Origin of the sequence: Micromonospora sp. BL4 (genome assembly GCF_003667505.1) — a bacterium.
Lineage (GTDB): Bacteria > Actinomycetota > Actinomycetes > Mycobacteriales > Micromonosporaceae > Micromonospora.
Map to the genome: position 1 here is coordinate 1 of NZ_RCVJ01000032.1, position 20,457 is coordinate 20,457.

13 protein-coding genes and 1 rRNA gene are annotated in these 20,457 nt (G+C 73.4%); 4 read left to right on the forward strand and 10 right to left on the reverse strand.

Annotation, left to right across the window (positions count from 1 at the left end):
• From EAD89_RS00655 to EAD89_RS00680, 6 genes are all read right to left on the reverse strand, one after another.
• The coding region (locus EAD89_RS00655; protein WP_233578085.1) for a DUF6114 domain-containing protein at positions 1–725 on the reverse strand (725 nt) is incomplete at its 3' end.
• Between the two features lie 77 nt (positions 726–802).
• Complete coding sequence (locus EAD89_RS00660) at positions 803–1,426, reverse strand: DUF6230 family protein (protein WP_121655920.1); 624 nt, start codon at positions 1,424–1,426, stop codon at positions 803–805.
• A gap of 395 nt (positions 1,427–1,821) precedes the next feature.
• Entirely contained in the window at positions 1,822–2,988 is a 1,167-nt protein-coding gene (locus tag EAD89_RS00665) for a DUF3068 domain-containing protein (RefSeq protein ID WP_121674312.1), read from the reverse strand.
• A gap of 91 nt (positions 2,989–3,079) precedes the next feature.
• Positions 3,080–3,877, reverse strand: a complete 798-nt coding sequence (locus EAD89_RS00670) for a bifunctional 2-polyprenyl-6-hydroxyphenol methylase/3-demethylubiquinol 3-O-methyltransferase UbiG (protein WP_199723494.1) — start codon at positions 3,875–3,877, stop codon at positions 3,080–3,082.
• On the reverse strand, positions 3,874–8,148 hold the full coding sequence (locus EAD89_RS00675) for an alpha-(1->3)-arabinofuranosyltransferase (RefSeq protein WP_121674320.1): 4,275 nt from the start codon (positions 8,146–8,148) through the stop codon (positions 3,874–3,876). The genes EAD89_RS00670 and EAD89_RS00675 overlap by 4 nt, the downstream gene beginning before the upstream one ends.
• Entirely contained in the window at positions 8,145–9,815 is a 1,671-nt protein-coding gene (locus EAD89_RS00680; RefSeq protein WP_147458725.1) for a substrate-binding domain-containing protein, read from the reverse strand. The genes EAD89_RS00675 and EAD89_RS00680 overlap by 4 nt, the downstream gene beginning before the upstream one ends.
• A gap of 258 nt (positions 9,816–10,073) precedes the next feature.
• Between EAD89_RS00680 and EAD89_RS00685 the strand changes: the two genes are divergently transcribed.
• Positions 10,074–11,234 carry a glycosyltransferase family 4 protein gene (locus EAD89_RS00685; protein WP_121674314.1) on the forward strand — a complete coding sequence of 387 codons (1,161 nt, stop codon included), beginning with the start codon at positions 10,074–10,076 and terminating at the stop codon, positions 11,232–11,234.
• 57 nt (positions 11,235–11,291) lie between these two features.
• On the opposite strand, the gene EAD89_RS30340 is transcribed toward EAD89_RS00685, so the two are convergent.
• On the reverse strand, positions 11,292–11,459 hold the full coding sequence (locus tag EAD89_RS30340; RefSeq protein ID WP_158609830.1) for a hypothetical protein: 168 nt from the start codon (positions 11,457–11,459) through the stop codon (positions 11,292–11,294).
• Positions 11,456–13,174 carry a hypothetical protein gene (locus EAD89_RS00690; RefSeq protein ID WP_121674315.1) on the reverse strand — a complete coding sequence of 573 codons (1,719 nt, stop codon included), beginning with the start codon at positions 13,172–13,174 and terminating at the stop codon, positions 11,456–11,458. Before EAD89_RS00690 ends, EAD89_RS30340 begins: the two co-directional genes overlap by 4 nt.
• Before the next feature lie 136 nt (positions 13,175–13,310).
• Here EAD89_RS00690 and EAD89_RS00695 point away from each other — a divergent pair, with 136 nt between their 5' ends.
• On the forward strand, positions 13,311–15,533 hold the full coding sequence (locus EAD89_RS00695) for a hypothetical protein (RefSeq protein WP_147458726.1): 2,223 nt from the start codon (positions 13,311–13,313) through the stop codon (positions 15,531–15,533).
• Positions 15,530–16,810 (forward strand): polysaccharide biosynthesis protein, encoded by a 1,281-nt coding sequence (locus EAD89_RS00700; RefSeq protein ID WP_233578086.1) that lies wholly within the window; start codon positions 15,530–15,532, stop codon positions 16,808–16,810. Before EAD89_RS00695 ends, EAD89_RS00700 begins: the two co-directional genes overlap by 4 nt.
• A gap of 40 nt (positions 16,811–16,850) precedes the next feature.
• Here the strand turns inward: EAD89_RS00700 and nudC are convergent, their stop codons facing one another.
• Positions 16,851–17,780: an NAD(+) diphosphatase gene (nudC, locus tag EAD89_RS00705; RefSeq protein WP_121674317.1), complete on the reverse strand. Its 930-nt coding sequence runs from the start codon at positions 17,778–17,780 to the stop codon at positions 16,851–16,853.
• Positions 17,781–17,962: 182 nt separating this feature from the next.
• On the opposite strand from nudC, the gene EAD89_RS00710 reads away from it, so the two are divergent.
• The gene (locus EAD89_RS00710) at positions 17,963–19,783 is read left to right on the forward strand and encodes a VanW family protein (RefSeq protein ID WP_121674318.1); all 1,821 of its coding nucleotides are present in this window, start codon (positions 17,963–17,965) and stop codon (positions 19,781–19,783) included.
• 553 nt (positions 19,784–20,336) lie between these two features.
• Here the strand turns inward: EAD89_RS00710 and rrf are convergent.
• Positions 20,337–20,453, reverse strand: a 5S ribosomal RNA gene (gene rrf, locus EAD89_RS00720).
• Between the last annotated feature and the right edge of the window lie 4 nt (positions 20,454–20,457).

Sequence of the window (20,457 nt, forward strand, 5' to 3'; positions counted from 1 at the left end):
GGCCGGGGCTGGGTGGCCAGACCGGCGGCGGCGAGGCCGAGCGCCACCAGGACGACACCGAAGGTACGCGGATCAACGGAGCGTCCCGGCCGCTCGGGCGACGCCCCCGCGTCGGCCCGCTCGACGCCGGACTGCTCGACGCCGGACTGCTCGACGTCGGCCTGCTCGGCGTCGGCCTGCTCGACGCCGGCCCGCTCGGTGGCGGCCTGCTCGGCGTCGACCCGCTTGGTGGCGGCCTGGTCGGCGTCGGACTGCTCGACGCTGACCCGCTCGGTGGCGGCATGCTCGGCGTCGGCATGCTCGGCGGCGGCGTGCTCGGTGGCGGGCGGAGCGGGCCGGGCGGGCGTCCAGGCGAAGGCTAGTGCGCTGCCGACCATGCCGAGCAGGAGACCGACGAAGAAGCCGCCGAGGTTGAGCCCGATCAGTGAGTAGACGGCGGTGACCGCCGCGACGATCGAGTAGAACAGCCGCTGCGCCGGAGTGAGCCAGAGCAGCAGGCCGCTGGTCACCAGGATGACCGGGATCAGCAGCGAGAGCAGGCCGGTGGCTCCGCTGTGGAAGCTCAGGCCGTTCAGCGTCATCCGGGTGGAGGCGAACATCTCCACCCCGGCCAGGACGGTGAACAGGCCGCCCCAGAACGGTCGGCTCCGCTGCCAGCGGCGGAAGATCCGCCACGCCCGAGCCGGATCGCCGGGCCGGGCGTGGGACGGGTTGTCGGTTGTCACGTACTCCTCCTGGCGGAGCGGGGACGGGAACACGGACGTGGCCCGCGGCGGTCGGCCACCGCGGGCCACGGCTCACCTCAGAAGCACTCCTTGCCCTTGGCGTCGTCGCCCACGTTGACCTTCAGTCGGAGGCCGACCAGGTTGAAGGTGGCCGCCGTGGTGTACCGGGACACCTGGCGGAGGTTGGTGATGGTGACGTGGTCGGAGTTCTGACCGAACGAACCGGCCTTCGCCGTCGAGTTGAGGTCGGTCGCGTCCCGACCGATCTTGATGTTGGTGAACGTCGCGTTGCCGTTCAGCGAGTCCATCGCGATCAGCAGGTCCTTGGCCCGGGCGGGCTCCTTGCCCTCACCGGCGTGGATGGTGAGCACCACCGGCAGGCCGGGCAGGTCGGAGCGGACGGACTGGCAGAGGCTGTACAGCTCGGCGCTGCTGATCTCGGAGAGGGCGATCGGGTGGACCTCGCCGGCCTTGCCGTCCTTGCCCTTCTCCCGGACGATGCCGCCGTACTGCTTGAAGCCGTCGCCCTCAAGACGCTCGGCACCGATCTTGAAGGTCTGCCCGGACACGGTGATGTCGGAGGCGATCGCGCCGGTCGACATCCCGAACAGGATGGCGCCGGCGGCGGCCGTGGCGGGCACCATCATGGCGGCGAACCGCCGCCACCGGGTACGACCCTGATTGTCAAACCGATCCTGCACGGGTTCCTCCTCGGGCGGATGCGCGCGGGTGGCCGGTCCCGGACTGGCGGCCCGCACCGGGCCCGTCGCCTGTTACCGGCGGGTAACGATCGAGCCTGATCGTGCACCCGTTGCGGTGCGGCTCACAACCCCCTGATTACCGGGCGGTAACAGTTGGTCCACTGAACGGTGGCGTGGCGTCACGAAGTGACGAGCTCACCGTGCACAGGGGAGCATCAAGCAGCAACAAAGCCGACATTTGCCCGCTGTGCGGCAACAGAGAGTCACAGTCACATCGACCAATTACAATCTGGTAACGGATGTAAAGTACGCAGGTCACGACGGCAGTGCGGGTGTCCCTTCACGCGACGAAGGGGTGGACCGCGTCGCGGTCCACCCCTTCGGTCGTACGCGCGTCAGCGCTGCTCCACCTCGCCGGGCGCCGCCCGCTGGGTCGGCACCGCCGGGTCCTCGGACTTCCAGTTCGTCGAGGCCGGCGGAATCTCGTCGGTCAGCGGACCGGCCTCCCGCTCGGTCTCGTCGTCCCGCACCGCGGGCTGGTCCACCCGCGTCGGCGTCGGATCCTCCACCGGCGCCGGGTCGGCCCGGTGGCGCGCCTCGGCCGCCGGCACAGCCCCGCCCCGGCGGGCCACCAGCAGACCGGCGATGATCAGCAGCAGAGCCAGCACGGCCACGCCGATCGGGGCCCAGAGGCCGAGAATGGTGAGCTGGCCGCGGCTCTCGTTGGCCCGCTTCACCGAGGCCTCGACGGTGGCGTCGTTGTAGGTGAAGTCGGCCTTGAGCAGCGTGATCGGGGTCCCCACGTCCGGCACCAGGGCCTTGCTCTGCACCTCGCGCACCTTGACGTACGACCCGGTGACCGGGTCGACCCAGAGCGTCCGGGTGTTGCTGTAGGTCATCCTGCCCTGGGTCGCGCCCGGGGCGAGGGCCCCCAGCAGCAGGGCGACCCGGTCGGGGGCCAGGTTCAGCTGCTGGTCGGTGATCACCTGCTCGAACCGGTACGCCTCGAGCCCGTTGACGTCCTCCGTGCCCTTGAACTCGGCCGGCAGCGCCTTGCGCAGATCGCGGTCGAAGACGTCGTAGCTCCGCTTTTCGGTGTTGAACGGGAACTTGTAGACCTGGCCGGCGAACGCCACCTTCTCCCGGGTGCCGGTGTCGTCCAGGTACTGGCCGTCCCACTCCACCGCGGCGCCGGAGACCCGGTCCAGCGCCAGCGTGGCGCCGTACGCGTTGACCAGCTCCTTGGTGTCGGTCCGGTCGACGGTCTGACCGACCGTCCAGACCACCGTGTCGCCTTCGAGGTCGCCACTGAGGTTGGCGGTCTGCTCGCGGTTGGGCGTGACCAGGACGGTGGACTTGAGGTCGCCCTGGTTGATGGCGATGGCGCTGTTGGCGATCTGGAGGAAGGTCGCACCCTTCGCCTCGGCGACGGACGTCGACGCCTCCAGATCGTAGGGCAGCTTGGTCATCGCGGGCTTGACGACGAACACCAATCCGGCGGCCAACGCCAGGAGCAGTACGCCGCCACCGAACAGCACGGCACCTATGGCGCGGTGCTTCATGTTTCCTCCCTGGAGGAGCTAATTTCGCCGCTATCGATCAGTGATGTGGCCGCGAGGTTACTACCTGGTCACATCGCAACGCGACCCCCTGTCAGCTCTGTTTTTCCGCCGCGCCGCCCGGTTCCTGACCGGCCCGCCGCAGGACGAGCACGAAGTTCCAGGCCACGACCTCCCGTACGCCGGGGACGTGGATCACCCAGCGGGCCCACCACGGGTGGTAGCGCGGCAGCGCCTCCAGCACCTCGACGTCGCCGCTGCCGCGGGCCCACCGCAGGGCGTCCGAAATGGATACCGGGAAGAGCGTCTCGCGGTAGCGGTTCTTCGGCGGTCGGCCCATCCTGCGCTGGTAGCGCCGGCGGGCCCGGTCGCCGCCGAGGTAGTGCCAGGGCGCCGTCTCGTGCCCGCCCCACGGCGACAGCCACGGGGTGAACGACACGAAGAGCACGCCACCCGGCCGGGTCACCCGCGCCATCTCGTCCAGCATCCGCGTCGGCTCGGGAACATGTTCCAGCACGTTCGAGGAGAACGTCACGTCCACGCTGGCGGACCGCACCGGCAGGGCGGTGCCGCTGCCCCGCAGCATGCCGGCGACGGACTCCCCGGCGGCGGAGAAGTCACCGACGTCCGGGTCGAGGCCCACGTAACGGGCGCCGGCGGCCCGGAAGGCGGAGGCGAAGTAGCCGGGACCGCCGCCGACGTCGAGCACGGTCCGCCCGGCGAGCGTGGTGTAGCCGGACACCTGACGTACCGAGTCCCCGGCCAGCAGGCCGTAGAAGTGGTCCGGGTCGGTCTGCTCGACCAGGAACGCCCGGAACAGCGTCACCGAGCGGTTCAGCGTGGCGAACCGCCGGCGGGCCGCCCGGCCGGCCACCCCGTCTGCTGTGGTCATCGCACCGTCCCGTCCTCGTCCTGATCCGTGGCTTCGGCCGCGGCCGGCCCACCGTTGTCCGCCGGCTGCGACGGGTCCGTCGCCGCCTCAGCCCCGCCCGCCGGCGCGGGTCGCGCGGCGGGCGTGCCGGGCGGCGGGATCACCGCCGCGGTGACCGCGCCGATCGCGACCAGCATCGCCGCCTGCACCCACGGGCCGTACGCCCACTCCTGCCCATGGCCCTGCAACCGGCCCGCCACCGCGGTCACCGTGGCGACCGCCAGCCCGCCGAGCACCACCACCGGCAACGCCCGGACGGCGAGTTGGCGCAGCAGCATCGCGGCCAGCACGATGGCCACCGGCAGCACCCCGCCCAGGGCGGCGAGCAGCACCACGAGCAGGACGCCGATCGCCCACGCGGGGCCCTCGGCCGGAATCGTCCGATCCACGCCGGCGCGGCGGCGGACCGGCCACGCGGCCAGCAGGAACACCACCAGCACGGAGATCGCGCCCGCCGCGAGAGCGCCCCGGTACGTCCGATCCGGCGCGAAGACCAGCCGTACCTCCGCGGCGTCACCGGCTGGCAGCACCCACGCCTGCTGCCAGCCGTCCACCCGGGTCGTGGTCAGCTGTCGACCGTCCACCGTGGCCGTCCAGCCGGCGTTGGCGTTCTCCGGCACCGTCAGGAGCGCCGCGTCGCCGGCGGCCACCCGGACCCGGCGGTCGGTCGGGTCCCAGTCGAGCACGGTCACCTCGCGGTGCCGGGGCGCCGGCACGGCCGCCTCCGGACGCAGCGTGGCGTCCTGCACCAGGAAACCGGCCGAGGGCGCGGTCGCCAGCTGGTGTCCTCCGGCCGGGAGGTCCAGGACCGCCCCCGTGGAGCCACAGATCGTCACCGGCGCCGGCCGCCCGGCCAGCACGTCGGCGAGGGTGGTGGCCACGGCCGTCTCGTAGCGGGAGCCGTCCAGTTCCACGGCCGGTCCGGTGCCGCACTTCTCGGTGACCCGGGTGCCGCCGGAGAGTGGGCGGAGCAGGTCGTCCAGCGCCGGGATCTCCACCTCGGCGATTCCGGCGGTGGCGGTCCAGCCGTTACCGCGCCGGTCGGCGATCCGGGCGGCGGTCTCCCGGACCACGATCTCGATCCGGTCCGTACGGACGGCCGGGAAGCGGACCGTTCCGTCCGCGCCGACCGGCAGCACCTGGCTGCGACCCGGGGTTCGTATCTCGACCTGGGTGGGCAGCGAGCCGACCGGCAGCTCCGCGGGGCGCAGCCGCAACTCGGCGAGGCGCCGCTGCCCGGGCCACCGCAGTCGCAACGTGGGCCGGAGGTCGCCAGTGTCCGCCAGCCAGGCCGTCCCCGGGTCGCCGTCGACCGCCGCCCAGCCGGCGACGGCCGGATCGCCGCTCAGGTACGAGGAGACGCCGGCCGACACCGGCACCCCGGTCAGGGTGAGCTGACCGGCCGGCCGGGGCACGGCGGTGAGCGCCAGCCGATAGCTGCCCGGGGTGGTGCTGCGGAACACCCGGTCCACGCCGAGCGGTTCCTCGCCGGCACGGGCCAGGAAGCGGTCACACCGCACGACCGACCCGGCCGGCCGGGTTCCGGCGCCACCGGCCGACCCGTTCCCGGTCGTCGCCGCGTCCGAGCCGGCGCCGGGAGCGGAGGCCGGGAAGCAGGCGGGCCGGTCGGCCGGGCCTCGGCTGAACGACCAGGCCACCGGCCCGTCGAACCCGTTGGGCAGGTCGTTCGGCGCCCGGAGCGCGCGACGGGCGGTGCTGCCGGGAATGGTGAGTTCCCGGATGCCGACCCCTCCGTCGCGCCGTTCACCGGCGACGGCCAGCACCGTGATCCGCACCCGGCTGGTGGAGCCGGGCAACGTGTAGTACGAGTGACCGCCCAGCGTGTCGGCCACCTCATGGTCCACCGAGCCCCGGTCGGTGGTGATCCGGAACCGGGTCACCGGCCAGCCCACCCCGAGGTCGCCGACGAACGCCAACGACACGCTCTCCACCGCACGCGGGGTGTCCAGGTCCACCTGGAGCCACTGTCCGACCGGCCCCGCCAGCGGCGCCGAGTGCCACGCGGTGGCGTAGTCGCCGTCCAGGGCGGCGAACGGCAGGTGCGACGGGTCGGCGGCGGCGAGGTTGTCCACGAAGCTGGTCGCGGTGCTCGCGCTGACCTCCCGAACCCCCTGGTAGGTGGCGACGGTCTGGTGCCGCTTGCCGGGAAACGGCAGCAGGTCGAGGGCGACCCGGCCCTGCCGGCCGGCCTCGGTGGCGGTGAGCGTCTGGCTGACGTTGTCCCGCACCCGGCCGATGTCGCGTTCCCGGCGGCGCAGCCCGTCGGTGACGATCCACCGCCCGTCCCCGACCTCGGTGCGGTCCCCGGCCAGGACCACCGGCCGGTCCCGCTCCACCAGCCCCTGTTCGAGCAGGGGCAGCAGGGACTCCGGTCCACCGCTGACGGTCGGCACGTCATCGGCGAGCACCGCCGAGGCGACCGGCACCGGTCGCTGCACCTCGTACACCTCGATGGCCGGCACCGGACCGGCGTCGTCGTCCACCGGGCTGCCCGGCGTGCGCCCGGGAGCGGTGGTGCTCCCGAAGGTCGCCACCCGCGCGACGCCCGGCGATCCGGTCAGCGCACGGCGCAGCACCGCGACCGGTGGGGCGTCCACCTGACTCCGGTCGATGTCGTTGCGCAGCAGCACGTGCCGGAACCCGGCACGGGCCAGGAAGTCGGCCAGCCCGGCCGATCCCCGGCCACCGGCCAGGACGGTCTCGACGGTGTCCATCACCCGGGTGTTGCCGGCCGAGCCGAGCGGGATCTGGTTCCGCACCGCCCAGGGCGCTCCGGCGAGCGCCTGGAGCGGCTCGTCGACCGTCCGCCCCCACTCGTACTGGCCGAAGCCGGACCCGGGCACCATCAGCGTCCGGGCCAGCGCGTCCCGATCGGCCAGCCAGGTGGCCGCGGACCGCCAGTGCGGCGGCAGGTCCGACCAGCCAGGTCCGGGTCGCAGCTGACCCAGCCAGGCCGGCGCGGCGGCGCCCAGGACCAGCAACAGCACCGGTACGAGCACCAGCGGCCGCAGCCGCACGCCGGGGCGGCGCCGGGCGGCGGCGGTGTGCAGCCGGGTGACCACCGCGTCCACCCCGTGCGCGAAGCCGAGCATCAGGGGCAGCCGCAGCACCGGGTCCAGCTTGTGCACGTTGCGCAACGGGGCCAGCGGACCGTCCAGCAACTCCCGGACCGGCCCCGAGAGCGGGCTGTCCAGGCTGCCGACGTAGCCCATGGTGAGCAGGGTCAACCCGGCCAGGAAGCCCAGCACCAGGAAGCGCCGCTCGGGCAGCAGGTTGCCGGCCAGTCCGGCCAGACCGATCAGCGCGACCAGCGCGGTCAGCGCCATCAGCGCCGGGTGGTCGATCAGCAGCCAACCCGCCGGCCACCACGGATCACCCTGGACGATGTACGCCACCCACTGGTTGGTGCCCCGGACGGCCTGGAAGAGCGAGGCCACGGCCGTGGTCGTGGTGGACGACTCGATGTAGTCCAGGAACGGCAGGCTGTACTCGCCGAGCAGCAGCAGCGGCACGATCCACCACAGGCAGACCGCGACGACGCCGAGGCACCACCAACCGACCAGGCGCAGGTGGGCCCGGTCCCAGCGTCGGGTCAGCAGCCAGATCCCGGGCAGCAGCAGAGCCAGCAGGACCACCGCCGCGTTGATCCCACCCATGCCGAACACGGCCAGCGCGGAGAGCGCCGCGGCCCGACGTGGCGAGCCGATCCGGCGGACCTGCACCAGCGGCAGCAGAACCCACGGCAGCAGCGCCGCGGCGAGCGTCTCCGAGGAGAGCGCGCCGATCTCGGTGAGCATCCGGGGCGCCAGCGCGTAGCCGAGCGCGGCCGCGTACCGGGTCGGTTCGGTGCCGATGTTCAACGCGCGGGCCAGCCGGAGCAGCCCGTAGAACGCGACCGCCAGCAGGAGCGCTGTCCAGGCCCGTTGCGTGATCCACGCCGGCACGCCCAGCAGCTGCCCACCGGCGAAGAACGGCCCCATCGGGAAGAGGTAGCCGTACGCCTGGTTCTGGAGTTCGCCGGAGGTCGCCTCCGGGTTCCACAGGTGCAGCGCCCGGGTCAGGAAGTGGATCGGGTTCGCGGCCAGGTCGAGCTTGGTGTCGAAGGTGACCTGGCCGGGCCGCTGCCCGAAGGCGATCGCGGTGAGCAGCAGCAGCGACAGCGCGGTCCAGGGCTTCGCGCGTACCGGCCGGGGGACTCGCGGCCGGGTCATCGGCGGCACTCCGGGGGCAGGCAGCTCAGGTCGGCGAGCGCGGAGAAGAAGATCTGCCGGATTCCGCTGGGCTGCTCGGTACGGAACACCTGCCCGCCGGTGACCTTGACGATCGCGGTCAGCTCGTCCGGGTCGACGTCCCGGCCCAGGCCGATGAAGATGATCGGCAACGGCCGGCGGGGGTCCTGCAACCGGGTCAGCTCGGCGAGGAACTTCGGCCGGCCGATGCTGTCCTCGTCCTCGTTCCGCCCGTCGGTCATGACCAGCACCAGGTTGATCCGGCCGGGCGTCCAGTGCTGCCGGGCGTCCCGGTACGCGGCCAGCGTCGCGTCGTACAGCCCGGTGCCCCCGCCGCTCTTGACCCGGACGGCGTCCAGCCGGTCGGCCAGTCGGGCACGCTGGGCGCGCAGCGGGGCGACGGGCAGGATCTCCCGGTAGTCCCGGTCGCCGTCCACCTTCGTGGAGAAGACCCAGATCCCCAGCTCGCTGTTGTCCAACAGCAGGCCGGCGCCCTCCTGGGCGGCCTTGACGGTCGCCCCGAGCCGGGTCTCGTCCGTGCCGGGCACCGGAGCGGCCATCGAGCCGGACACGTCGATGACGGTGAGGATCCGGGCGCTGCGCTGCACGCCGCTCCAGCCGCTCAGCACCTCGGTGACCGTCTCCTCGGCGGGCAGCGGCACCGGTCGGCGCTCCTCCGCCCGCAGTCGGCCGTCGTCGGGGATGGCCGGCGGGAAGCCCGTCGCCGTACGGAAGCCGAACCCGAGCAACGCGTCTCGGGACTCGACCGTGAGCAGGTTGGCCAGGAAACCCGAGGCCGCCTCCCGGACGTGGCCGCGCGCGGCGGGCAGCACCACGTACGGCAGGTCCAGCGACGGGACGCCGATCTCCGGGTACGCGGCGACCAGCTTGTTCGAGCCGGCCAGCGCGTTGTGATCGAGCACGGCCTGCTCACTGGTCGCCACCGCCTGGGCCTTGCCGGGCAGCCCGCCCCCGGGTGCCCGTACGCCCCCGCCCTCGCCGGCGGGGAACGTCGCACCGGCGAGCCGGCGCAGCACCGCAGCCATCGCGGCGGCTGGTTGCCGTTCACCGGCGACCAGGTTGCGCACCCCGAGCAGCGCCGCGACCCCGGCTGGATCGGCGGCCGGGTCCGGCACTCCCACCGGGGCGGGACGGGCCTTCGGTCCGATCAGCGACGCCCAGGTCACTGCCTTCGCCGGCCATCCCAGCCGGCGCGCGGCCGGCTCGGTCACCGCGAGCACCACGGGGGTGCTCGCCACCGAGGTGCCCTCGCCGGGCACCTCGAAGGCGCCCCCGGCCCGGGCCCGGCGTAGCCAGAACGTGGACTCCGGCAGCCAGGCGTCGGCGACGTCCACCGCGTTGGCCAGGTCCCCGGCCACGGCGGCGGACTCCCGGGCCTGCACGGCGATCGACACGCACGGTTGCCGACCGACGCTGGCCCGCACGATCCGGTCCAGGGCCGGGGCGATCACCGGCGCGGCGGCCACCCGCAGCTGGACCCGCTCGACGCACTCCGGCACACCCCGGTCCGCTCGCACGTAGGCGACGGCCGCCCAGCCGGTCAACAGCAGAACCAGGGCCGCGCTGAGCAGCACCACCGGGGATCGACGGAAGAGGGAGCGCACCGGCGCGAGTCCGTCGCGCAGCACCGCCGGCCACCTCCTCGTCACGTACCGGCGCAGCCGTGCGCAGGTCGGAATCCATCGCGTCGGCCGGGCGGCGCCACCTGGACGCCGGCCGCCACACGCGGTTGCGCTGCACACCCTGCCAAGCTTTTCCGCCGCCGGCAAACCCCCGATCGACGAGCGGTTATCCGATCTTCGCTGCCGGTGCGACCCATTGCGCCCACGGGCCGGGCGGCCCTAGGGTGGCGCGATCGTGCTCACTTACTCGTCGGTAGGAGCAGCGTGGACCCCTCCGTCACCCCCACCCGCCACGTCCTGTTCCTCAACTGGCGCGACACCACCAACCCGGAAGGCGGCGGATCCGAGGTCTACCTCGAACGGATCGCCGCCGAACTGGTCGCCATGGGCCACCGGGTGACCCTGCTCTGCGCCGCGCACGGCAACGCCGGCCCGGCGGAGACCAACGCCGAGGGTGTACGCGTGCTGCGACGCGGCTCGCGGCACACCGTCTACGCCCGGGCCGCGTTGACCTGTCTCGCCGGCCGGTTCGGCCTGGGCCCGCTCGGCCGGCGCGGCATCGGCCGGCCCGACCTGGTGATCGACGTCTGCAACGGCGTGCCGTTCTTCGCGCCCCTGTACGCGGGCCGACCGGTGGTCGCGCTGGTGCACCACGTGCACCGGGAGCAGTGGCCGGTCGTCTTCGGCCCGTGGATGGCCCGGCTGGGCTGGTGGATCGAGTCGTGGCTGGCCGTCCGGCTCTACCGCCGCTGCCGGTACGTCACCGTCTCCGAGGCCAGTCGCGCGGAACTGGCCGCGCTGGGGGTGGGAGCCGAGCGGATCGACGTGGTGCCCAACGGCACGCCGCCGGTGACCGGTCCGCCGTTGCCGCGTACCCCGCACCCGTCGCTGCTGGTACTCGGCCGCCTGGTCCCGCACAAGCGCGTGGAGATCGCCCTGCGCGCCGTCGCCGACCTGGTCGGCGAGCTGCCCGACCTGGAGCTGGTGGTGGCCGGCCAGGGCTGGTGGGAGCAGCCGCTACGGGACCTGTGCGACTCGCTCGGCATCGCCGACCGCGTCCGTTTCACCGGCTTCATCAGCGAGGAGGAGAAGCACGAGGTGCTCTCCTCGGCCTGGCTGGCGCTCACCCCGTCGCTCAAGGAGGGCTGGGGGCTGACCATCGTCGAGGCCGCCGCGCGCAGCACCCCGACGGTGGCGTTCCGCTACGCCGGCGGCGTCGCCGAGGCGATGGTCGACACCGAGACCGGCCTGCTCGTCGACGACGAGGCGGAGTTCACCGCCCAGGTGCGCGAGCTGCTCGCCGACGACGTGCGCCGCAAGGCGATGGGTGAGGCGGCGCTGCACCACGCCTCACGCTTCACCTGGACCGCGACCGGGGCCCGCTTCGCGCAGCTGGTGACCCAGGCGACGGGCCGGGCCGGCTGATCCGAGCAGCACGAAAGGGCGCCCGCGAGCAGCGGACGCCCTTCTGTTCGTATGACTTCAGCGCGTGCCGTACAGCGGAGGCTCGGCGCCCTGCTCACCATTGACGTTGGTGGTGGCGGCCTCCTTGGCGGACGGGCTGAGCACATTCGCCAGACCGACGCTACCGAGCAGGCCGAGCACGACCCCGAGCACCCCGACGGCGACGAACGCGGGCAGGTTCCTCATCCACCTTCTCCTTCCGCGGGACTCGCGTGCCGGGACGCTACCACGCGGTAGCGTACGCGCGCAGCGCCCGAAAAACCGATGGCCAGCACCACCGTTCCGGCCAGCAGGTGGGCCAGTCCGACCGGTCCGGGCCGGTCCGGCGCGGGTGCTGGAGACCAGCGCGGATTCTCGTACAGGGTCAGATCCGGTCCATCGTGGACAATCCGCAGCCCGGCCAGGGACGTCGGAGGCGGCGGTGGCCCGGCTGCCCGCTGCACCAGCACCCAGCGGGCACCAGCCGCCGACACCGGTGTCCCCGCGGCGAGAAGTTCCCGCACCCGCGCGGCCCGGGGATCCTCGCCAGCCACCGCCAGCCCACCTACCCGCAGCGTGTCGTCGATCAGCACCGGAACGCCGAGGTACCGGGGCGCCGGGTCGATCACCACCTGGCCGCGGTTCCACCCGTAGCGCTGATACTCCTGGAACGGCAGCGAGATCACCTCACCGGGCCGCTGCTCGACCAGCCGGGCCACCGTGTTCCAGTCCGCCGGCCAGCCCACCGGTCGGAGCCGGCCCGCCGCGCCGAACGCCAGGTCGGGCAGGAGCGCCACCGGCAGCAGCGCGGCACCGACCAGAAGCACCCGACCGGTGGCCGGATCGAAGCGGGCAGCCAGCCGGTCGGCGAGGCGTTCCGCGCCGAGCGCGGCGGTCACCGCCAGCGCCAGCGCGTACGGGACGAGCAGCTTCTGGCCGTCCCGGATCAGACCCGCGCCGGGCAGGGTCGCGACCAGCCAGCCGAGCAGATCGGCGCCACCGGGCAGCACGCCGAGCGCCGCCACGAGCCAGGATCCGGCGGCGAGCAGACCGAGCCGGCCGGCCACCGGGGCGGGCCAGCGCCGGCGCAGCAGCGGTACGCCGTACCCGGCGACGGCCAGCACCAGCACGGTGCCCAGCGGCACCAGCACCGCACCCCGGGAGGCGGGCGTGGTCTGCCCGTTCCAGATGCCGCCCGTGCCGGCGAGCGCCACCAGCGGCCCGGCCCAGTTCTCGGCCCGAGCCGCGAAGGCCAGCACCCCGGCCGGGTCCGACCGTCCGCTGCCGCTGCTGGCGAACCCGGCCACCAGCCACGGCGCGTTGAGCAGCACCGTCGCGCCCAGCGCGGTCGAGGCCGCCCGGGCCGCCCCCGGATACCGACCGGGCAGCAGCACCCCGATCGCCACCAGCGCGATCACTCCACCGCTCGGCGTGATCGCGGACGCCGCCGCCGCGAGCAGCAGCCGCGGCAACGCGCCGGGTCGACCGGTCCGTACCCCGATCGCCGCCCGGACCAGCCAGGGCAGCGCGGCGTACGCGACCAGCAGCCCCCACTGGCCGACGAGCAGCCGCTCCGCCAGGTACGGCGTCCAGGCGTACCCGAGGGCGGCCACCACCCGGACCGCGACCCGGTCGGTCGGCACCAGCCGGGCCGCGCCGAGCGCCGCGAGGTAGAGGATCGCCACCAGCACCAGCCGTTGCAGCAGCCAGCCCGGTACCAACTGGTTGGCCAGCGCCACCACGGCGTCCTGCGGGACGGCCCGGGGCAGCGCCGAGGCCGGGGCGATGACCTCCCAGCCCAGCGCCTGCCGGGGCACGAAGACCATGTCGTAGCGGAGCACGTACCCGGGGAGCGCCAGCGGCGCGAGGACCACCGCCGTGACGGCCGCGGCAACGCCGTGCGGCACCATCCGTTCGCGCATCCCGTCGACCCCACCCCGGTCCGGCGCGGCCACCCGTCGCGCTGGTCGCGGCCACTGTACGCGGACCCTCGTCGACCCCCGAACCATCCGTTGACCTGATGGGGCCGCCCCTCACCCGTGTGGCAGTCTTCCCGCCATGGCATTGACCGGATCCGAGGTGGGCGCGGCGCGTGACGAGACCGGCGAGGCCGGCAAACTGGTACGCGTCGATCCGACCCGATCCATCGCCTTCGCGATGATCGTGGTCAGCGTGCTGTGGCGGGCGCAGATCGCCTCGCGCGGCTACCTGGCGGCCGACGACTACGTGCTGATCACGCAGTCCACCGAGTCGCCCCTCACCCCGGGCTTCCTGCTCACCCTCTACAACAACCACTTCATGCCGGGCGGGCGGCTGCTCACCTGGCTGGTCACCGACGCCGTCGGGCTCACCTACTGGCCGTACGTGCTGTTGATGGCGGCCGGCCAGGCGGTGCTCTCCATCGCGTTCTACCGGCTGCTGCGGGACCTGCTGCGACCGAGCCGCCTGCTGCTCGTCCCGCTCGGGATGTTCCTGTTCAGCCCGCTGACCCTCGAAGCGACCTCGTGGTGGGCGGTCGGGGCGAACATGCTGCCGATGCAGCTGAGCATGGTGCTCGCCGTCGGCGCCCAGCTCAGGTACGTCCGCACCCGCCGCAAGCGGCACCTGCTGTCGCTGGTCCTGGCCGTGCTGCTCGGTCTGCTCTTCTTCGAGAAGGCGCTGCTGGTCGTACCGCTGGTCTTCCTCTTCACCGTCTGCTTCTTCACCGACGGCGGGCCGGTCCGCTCGGTGCTGACGGCGCTGCGCCGCTGGTGGCCGTCCTGGCTCGTGCTGACCGCGCTGGTCGGGGCGTTCGCCGCGGTCTACCTGCAACGCTCCGAGTCGTCGGTGCGCCGGCCGGAGTCGGCGGAAGAGGTGCTGTCGTTCTTCACCCAGCTGTTCGGTTCCACGCTCGTGCCGGGCCTGCTGGGCGGCCCCTGGGGTTGGCTGGGCGCGGGAGACGGGGCGGCGGTGGTCGCGCCGCCCGAGCTCGGCCGCTGGATCGCCTGGTCGGTCTTCGCCGCGCTGGTGGTGCTGACCGTCAAGCGGGACCGCACGGCCACCCGAGCCTGGATCCTGCTCGGCAGCTACCTGGTCCTCGTCGCCGCGCTGCTGGCCGCCACCCGGCTCGGCTCGGTCTTCAGCGGCATCGCCGGCGGGGTACCCCGCTACGTGAGCGACGCCGTGGTGGTCGCCGCCATCTGCGTCGGCGTGGCTCTCGTCGGGATCGCCCGGCCGACTCCGGCGGGCGGCGAGCCGGCCGACAACGAGTCAGCTCTGCCCACCGGGTCGCCGGCGCCGTCCGGAGAGTCGGAGCCGACCGCGGCCCCGAGCGCCGTGGCCAGCACGCAGCGCTCGGGTGCGGCGCCGGCCGCATCGCGCCCCGTGGTCGCGGCCCGCTCCACCCGCGCCGGCGTGATCCACGCCGAGGCCCCGGACGACCCGGACCCCGGGCAGGCCGATGAGCCGGTCACCGACCCGGATCCCGCACTCGACCCGGAGCCGGCCGCCGAGGCCCAGCCGGCGACGGCACCGGCGCCCCCGGCGCAACCCGAACCCGAAGCCACCGCATTGCCCCCGGGCGACGGACGGGAGCGGCGACCGTCGCGGCCCGCACCACCGGAATGGCTGGGGCCGGTGCCGGAGCGGTACCGCGAGGTGGTGACCGCCGGGCTGGCGCTGTTGCTGGTGGCGGCCATGTTCGGCACCGCCTGGACCACGTCGCGCTACAGCGACGAGTGGGCGAAGAAGTACGGCCGGTCCTACCTCGACACCGCCCGGATCGAGCTGGCCAGCGCGCCGCCGGGCACGGTCTTCTTCGACACGCCGGTCCCCGAGGGCGTGGTGTCCGATCTCTCCTGGCCGTACAACCTCCAGTCCCGGTTCTTCGCGGCCGCCGGCTCCCGCCCGGAGTTCGTGCACGAGACGGAGAACGCCTCCGTCCTGGACGGCCTCGGACGGGTCCAGGTCGCCACCATCCAGGGCAGCAACATCGTGCCCGGTCCCCAGGCGGGCTGCGGCTACCTGGTGCCGGCCGGCCAGACCGTCCGGATGCCGCTGGACAAGCCGCGCGACGAGTGGTTCTGGATCATCCGCATCGGGTACCTCAGCTCGGCCGACGGCACGGCGGTGCTGCGGCTCGGCGCGGGAAGCCACTCGTTCCCGGTCAAGAAGGGCCTCAACCAGCGCTTCTTCGAGATCGACGGTGGCGGCGACGCGGTGGAGCTGACGGTCACGGGAACGGACCTGACGCTCTGCACGAACGAGATCACCATCGGCAATCTGGCCCCGAAGCCCGAATGACCACCGAGGAACCCCGGCTGGTGGCGAAGGTGACCCAGCCCGATGCGGCGAAGCGCCCGGCCCGCGACACGGGGGCCGCGCGTCTCGGTGTCGCGGGCGCGGCCGTCACCGCCGCCACCATGCTCACCAACGGGCTGGCCTACCTGGTCCCGATGCTCGGTGCCCGCCAGCTGACCGCCGCCGACCTGGGCGCGCTGGCCACGGTGCTCGCGCTCGGCGCCATCGCGGCGGTGCCGGGCTTCGGCCTGCAGATCGCGGTGGCGGCCCATCGCGCCCGGTCCGGCCCCAGCGGAACGACCCGACTGGCGCTGCGTACCGCCACGTTCACCGCCGGGGTGACCCTGGCCGCGGCACCGGTGCTCACCATCGCGCTCCGGCTCCCGGTCGCGCTGACCCTGCTGCTCGTCCCGACCACCTTCGCCATCGTGCTCGCTGGTCGCTGGCTCGGCGAGCTCCAGGGCGATCAACGGTTCCTGCGGCTCTCGGGCGCGATGACCGGGCTCGCCGCCGGCCGTTACGGCGGGCTCGTCGTCGGGCTCGCCCTCGGGTGGGGACCGGTCGGCTCCCTGCTGCTCGGCACGCTCACCGGCTTCCTCGTCCTACCGCTGCTGGCCCGGCTCGCCGCAACCACCGGCCCGGCCCCCAGCGGTTCCGTCCCCAAGCAGAGGGTCGCCCCTGCCACCGAGACAGACCGCGCACTGAGCGGCCGACAGGTGCTGACAGCGTGTGGCGCCACCCTGGCGATGCTCGTCATCTCGTACGCCGACCTGATCCTCGCCCGCCAGCTCCTACCGGCCGACGGCTCCGGCGGCTACGCGGTCGGCGCGGTCCTCACCAAGGGCGCGCTCTGGGCGCCGCAGGTGGTGACCCTTCTGGTGCTGCCACGGTTGGCGTGGGGCGACCGGCGGGCCCGCGCGCTCGCATTGGCGCTGATCGTGGCCTGCGGTGCGGTCCTGGTCGCCGCCGCCACGGTCGCCGGTGAGCTGGCCTTCCGGCTGGTGGGTGGCACCGACTACCTGCACCTGGCCGGCTCGGCCCCTCTCTTCGCCGCCACCGGCGCCCTCTACGCGGTGGTGTTCATGCTGGTCAACGACAGAGTGGCGACCGGTGCACGCTGGCCGGCCGCGCCGCTCTGGGTGGCCACCGCCGGCCTGGCCGGTGCGGCCCTGCTGGTGGCGCCGCGCACGGTCGAGGGGGTGCTCAGCTGCGCGCTGCTCACCGCCGCGCTGACCGCCGCCGTGATGGCCTGGCTGACCCTTCGCCCCACCCGCGGCTGAGGCGCCACCGGTGGTGCGAGGAGCGTGGGATGACCGACGGTCAGTCGCCGGCGGCCAGCCAGGCGCTCAGCAGCTGGTGATCGATCGAGTCGACCCGGCCGAGCGGACGACCGGCGGCGACCCGCTCCCGCAGCTCCGCCCGGGTGAACCAGCGCGCCTCCAGCAGTTCCACACCGTCCACCCGCACCTCGTCCGATCCGGCGGTGGCCCGGAAGCCCACCATCAGCCCGGCCGGGAACGGCCACGCCTGCGACCCCTGATACGCCAGGTCCGTCACGGTGATGCCGGCCTCCTCGGCCATCTCCCGCCGGACCGCGTCCTCCAGGCTCTCGCCCACCTCGACGAACCCGGCCAGCGTCGAGTACGCGCCCTCCGGCGCGCCCGCGTGCCGGGCCAGCAGGCAGCGCTCCGGCGCAGCCGGCCCGTCGGGCGCCACCACCAGCACGATGATCGCCGGTTCGATCCGGGGAAACAGCAGCCGCCCGCACTCGTCGCCGGTGCACGTCCGGACGTGCCCACCGCCGCCGGCCACAGCGGGCGCGCCGCACGTGCCGCAGTACCGCTGCTGCCGGTGCCAGTGCAGCAACCCCCGGGCGTACGCCTGGAGAGCCGCCTCGGCCGGGTCGAGCCGCCCGACCAGCGCGCGTACGTCGACGGCCCGCGCCGCGCCGGCCATCTCGACGGCGGACTGCTCGCTGAGCGCGGAGAGGTCCGCGGCGAACACCCCGGCGTCCCCGTCGAGCCCCAGGAAGACGACGTCCCCGGCTGCGGACCGGACGAGAGACGCCCGCTCCGCGGTCAGCCGGACCGGGCCGTTGCCGTCGACGAGACAGCGGTCCCGCCACAGCGGCAGCACCACGGTGGTCGCGTCGGTGGCCAGTGCGCTCAGCCGGGCCGGATCGGTGCGCAGCTCACCCGCCCGGTCCAACCATCCGCCGCCGTACGCCAACACCCGTTCCGCAGTGTTCACAGCGCCACCGTGCCACGTCGCCGGTCCCACCCGGGCACCACCCCCCGCGCCGCGCGACACGCCGGGACGACACGCGGTACCAGCACCGGTGGGCGCAGCCCACGAGGACGGCCGAGCATTCGTTACCGTAGGTGTCCTCCGGGAGGGAGGACCTCCCGCGGCACCTGGCGATCGAGGTTGCAGTGACGCTGTACGGCGAAACACGTCCACCCGCCGATGACCGGCCCACCGTGCAGGTCACCGCGGTCACCTGGCCCGACGACGGGGCGGAGCCGACCACGGCACCGCCCACCGGCGAGCCGGAGGGTGACCGGCGCCGCCCGCGCCGGTTCCGGATGCTCCTCGCCGCCGGCGTCACCGGCGGCGTGCTCGCCGCCGTGGCGGGCGCCGGCGCCTGGGCGTACGCGGGGGATGTTCCCCGGGGCACCACCGTGCTCGGCACCGAGCTGGGTGGCCGGAGCCGCACCGACGCCCACCAGGAGTTGCGGGCGGAGCTGGACCGGCGCGCGGCGGCCCTCGCGGCGCCGCTGCGGGTCACCGTCGGGGACCGCACGGCCGAGATCAACCCCGCCGAGGTGGGGCTGAACGTCGACGTCGAGGCCACCGTGGCGGCCGCGGCCGAGGCCGACGCGCATCCGGTCAGCCGGCTGGTCGGCTCCCGCACCGTCGACCCGGTCGTCACCGTCGACGTGGATCGGCTGGACGCCGCGCTCCGTAAGGTGCTCGGCGACCAGGCCCGGCCGATGACGATGCCGGCGATCACCTACAAGGGCACCACCCCGAAGGTGGTTCAGCCCAAGCCGGGGCAGGCGTTCGACCCGCAGCGCTCCGCCGAGGTCGTACGAGCCGGGTGGCTGGCCGGCACCCCGGTCACCGTGCCGCTGGTGGAGAGTCAGCCGGCGACCACCGCCGAGGAGTTGGACCGGCTGGTCGCCGAGCTGGCGAAGCCGGCGGTCGCCGCACCGGTCACCCTGCGCACCGGCAAGGGCTCGGTGAAGATCCCGCCCACCGCCATCGCGAAGAGCCTGCGGTTCAGCGCCGACAAGGCCGGCAAGCTGACCCCGACGGTGGACGTCAAGCGGCTGCGCGCGGCGCTCGGCGACGACCTGGACGCCGTCGAGGTGCCGCCGAAGGACGCGACGATGACCATTTCCGGTGGCCGACCGAAGGTCACCGAAGGGCGACCCGGGCAGCAGCTGGACACCGCAACCCTGGGCCGTGACCTGCTGGCCGTGCTGCCGAAGCCGGACGGCCGCGAGGTGACCGGCGAACTGAAGCCGGCGCCGCCCGAGCTGACCGCGGAGAAGCTGGCCGGTCTGGGCATCAAGGAGCGGGTCTCCACCTTCACCACCCGGTTCACCGGTGGCATGGCCTCGTCACGCAGCCAGAACATCGCCACCATCGCCAAGGAGGTGGACGGCACGGTCGTGCTGCCGGGGAAGACGTTCTCGCTGAACGGCCACACCGGCGAGCGCGGCTACGCGCAGGGCTACCGGGACGCGCCGGTGATCCTGGACGGCAAGCTGGTGCCCGGTGTCGGCGGCGGCACCTCGCAGTTCACCACCACGCTGTTCAACGCCACCTACTACGCGGGGCTGGAAGACGTCGAGCACAAGCCGCACTCGTACTGGTTCGACCGGTACCCGGCGGTCATCGAGTCGACCATCTTCTGGCCGAACCTGGACTTCAAGTTCCGCAACAACACCCAGTACGGCCTGCTCATCGACACCTCGTACACGTCGAGCACGATCACCGTGTCGATCTGGAGCACGAAGATCTACGACAGCGTGAAGACGGAGTACGGCCCGCGCCGCAACATCACCACTCCGAAGCTCATCCACCTCGCACCGGGTCCGACCTGCATCCCGAGCAACGGCATCAACGGCTTCACCCAGGACGCCTTCCGGGTCATCAAGAAGGGCGGGGTGGTGGTCAAGCGGGAGAAGTTCACCTGGCGCTACGACGCCGAGCCCCGCTACGTCTGCGGCCCCAAGCCGTCCTGAGGTCCCACCCGCTCTGCGGTCCGCTCAGCGGTGTCACCGCACCGCCCATGACGCCTGCCCCCTGCGGCGGCATCGGCACCACGCGCGCCTCCTGCAGCCGGATCTCGGCCCGGAGCCGGTGCGCCGCGGGATGCCACATCTCCTCGAACGGGCCCATGACCTCACCGCCGACACCGCGGCGACGCGCACGGGCCCCCAGCCACAGAAGGGTTCCCAGGACCGCCGCCAGGCAGGCCGCGAACATCAGGAGTATCAGGGCGTCACCCACGTGCCGAGCCTAGCCGGCGCTCGGGCCCCGTTGACCGACTCGGTCTCAGCCGAGCCTAGCCGGCGCCTGGACCTCGTGATCGACTCGGTTTCAGGGATATCGGGGCAACAAACGAGCCCCGATACCGCGGTTTCCGGGATCCCGAGTCGATGAACCCCGCATGGATACGGGCATGCCGAGGTCGATCAACCCGACGTGGTGGGACATGCAAAAGTCGATCAAGCCCGCGTGGATGCGGGGCATGCAGAAAGGGCCACCCCTGAGGGTGGCCCTTTCTGAAAGATTGTCCGGCGGCGTCCTACTCTCCCACACCCTCACGAGTGCAGTACCATCGGCGCTGGAGGGCTTAGCTTCCGGGTTCGGAATGTGACCGGGCGTTTCCCCTCCGCCATGACCGCCGTAACTC

Excerpts from the sequence above, each read along its gene's own strand:
- EAD89_RS00690 (WP_121674315.1), bottom strand. The coding sequence starts at position 13,174 with ATGCGCGAACGGATGGTGCCGCACGGCGTTGCCGCGGCCGTCACGGCG.
- EAD89_RS30340 (WP_158609830.1), bottom strand. The coding sequence starts at position 11,459 with ATGAGGAACCTGCCCGCGTTCGTCGCCGTCGGGGTGCTCGGGGTCGTG.
- EAD89_RS00665 (WP_121674312.1), bottom strand. The coding sequence starts at position 2,988 with ATGAAGCACCGCGCCATAGGTGCCGTGCTGTTCGGTGGCGGCGTACTG.
- EAD89_RS00695 (WP_147458726.1), top strand. The coding sequence starts at position 13,311 with ATGGCATTGACCGGATCCGAGGTGGGCGCGGCGCGTGACGAGACCGGC.
- EAD89_RS00700 (WP_233578086.1), top strand. The coding sequence starts at position 15,530 with ATGACCACCGAGGAACCCCGGCTGGTGGCGAAGGTGACCCAGCCCGAT.
- EAD89_RS00670 (WP_199723494.1), bottom strand. The coding sequence starts at position 3,877 with ATGACCACAGCAGACGGGGTGGCCGGCCGGGCGGCCCGCCGGCGGTTC.
- EAD89_RS00675 (WP_121674320.1), bottom strand. The coding sequence starts at position 8,148 with ATGACCCGGCCGCGAGTCCCCCGGCCGGTACGCGCGAAGCCCTGGACC.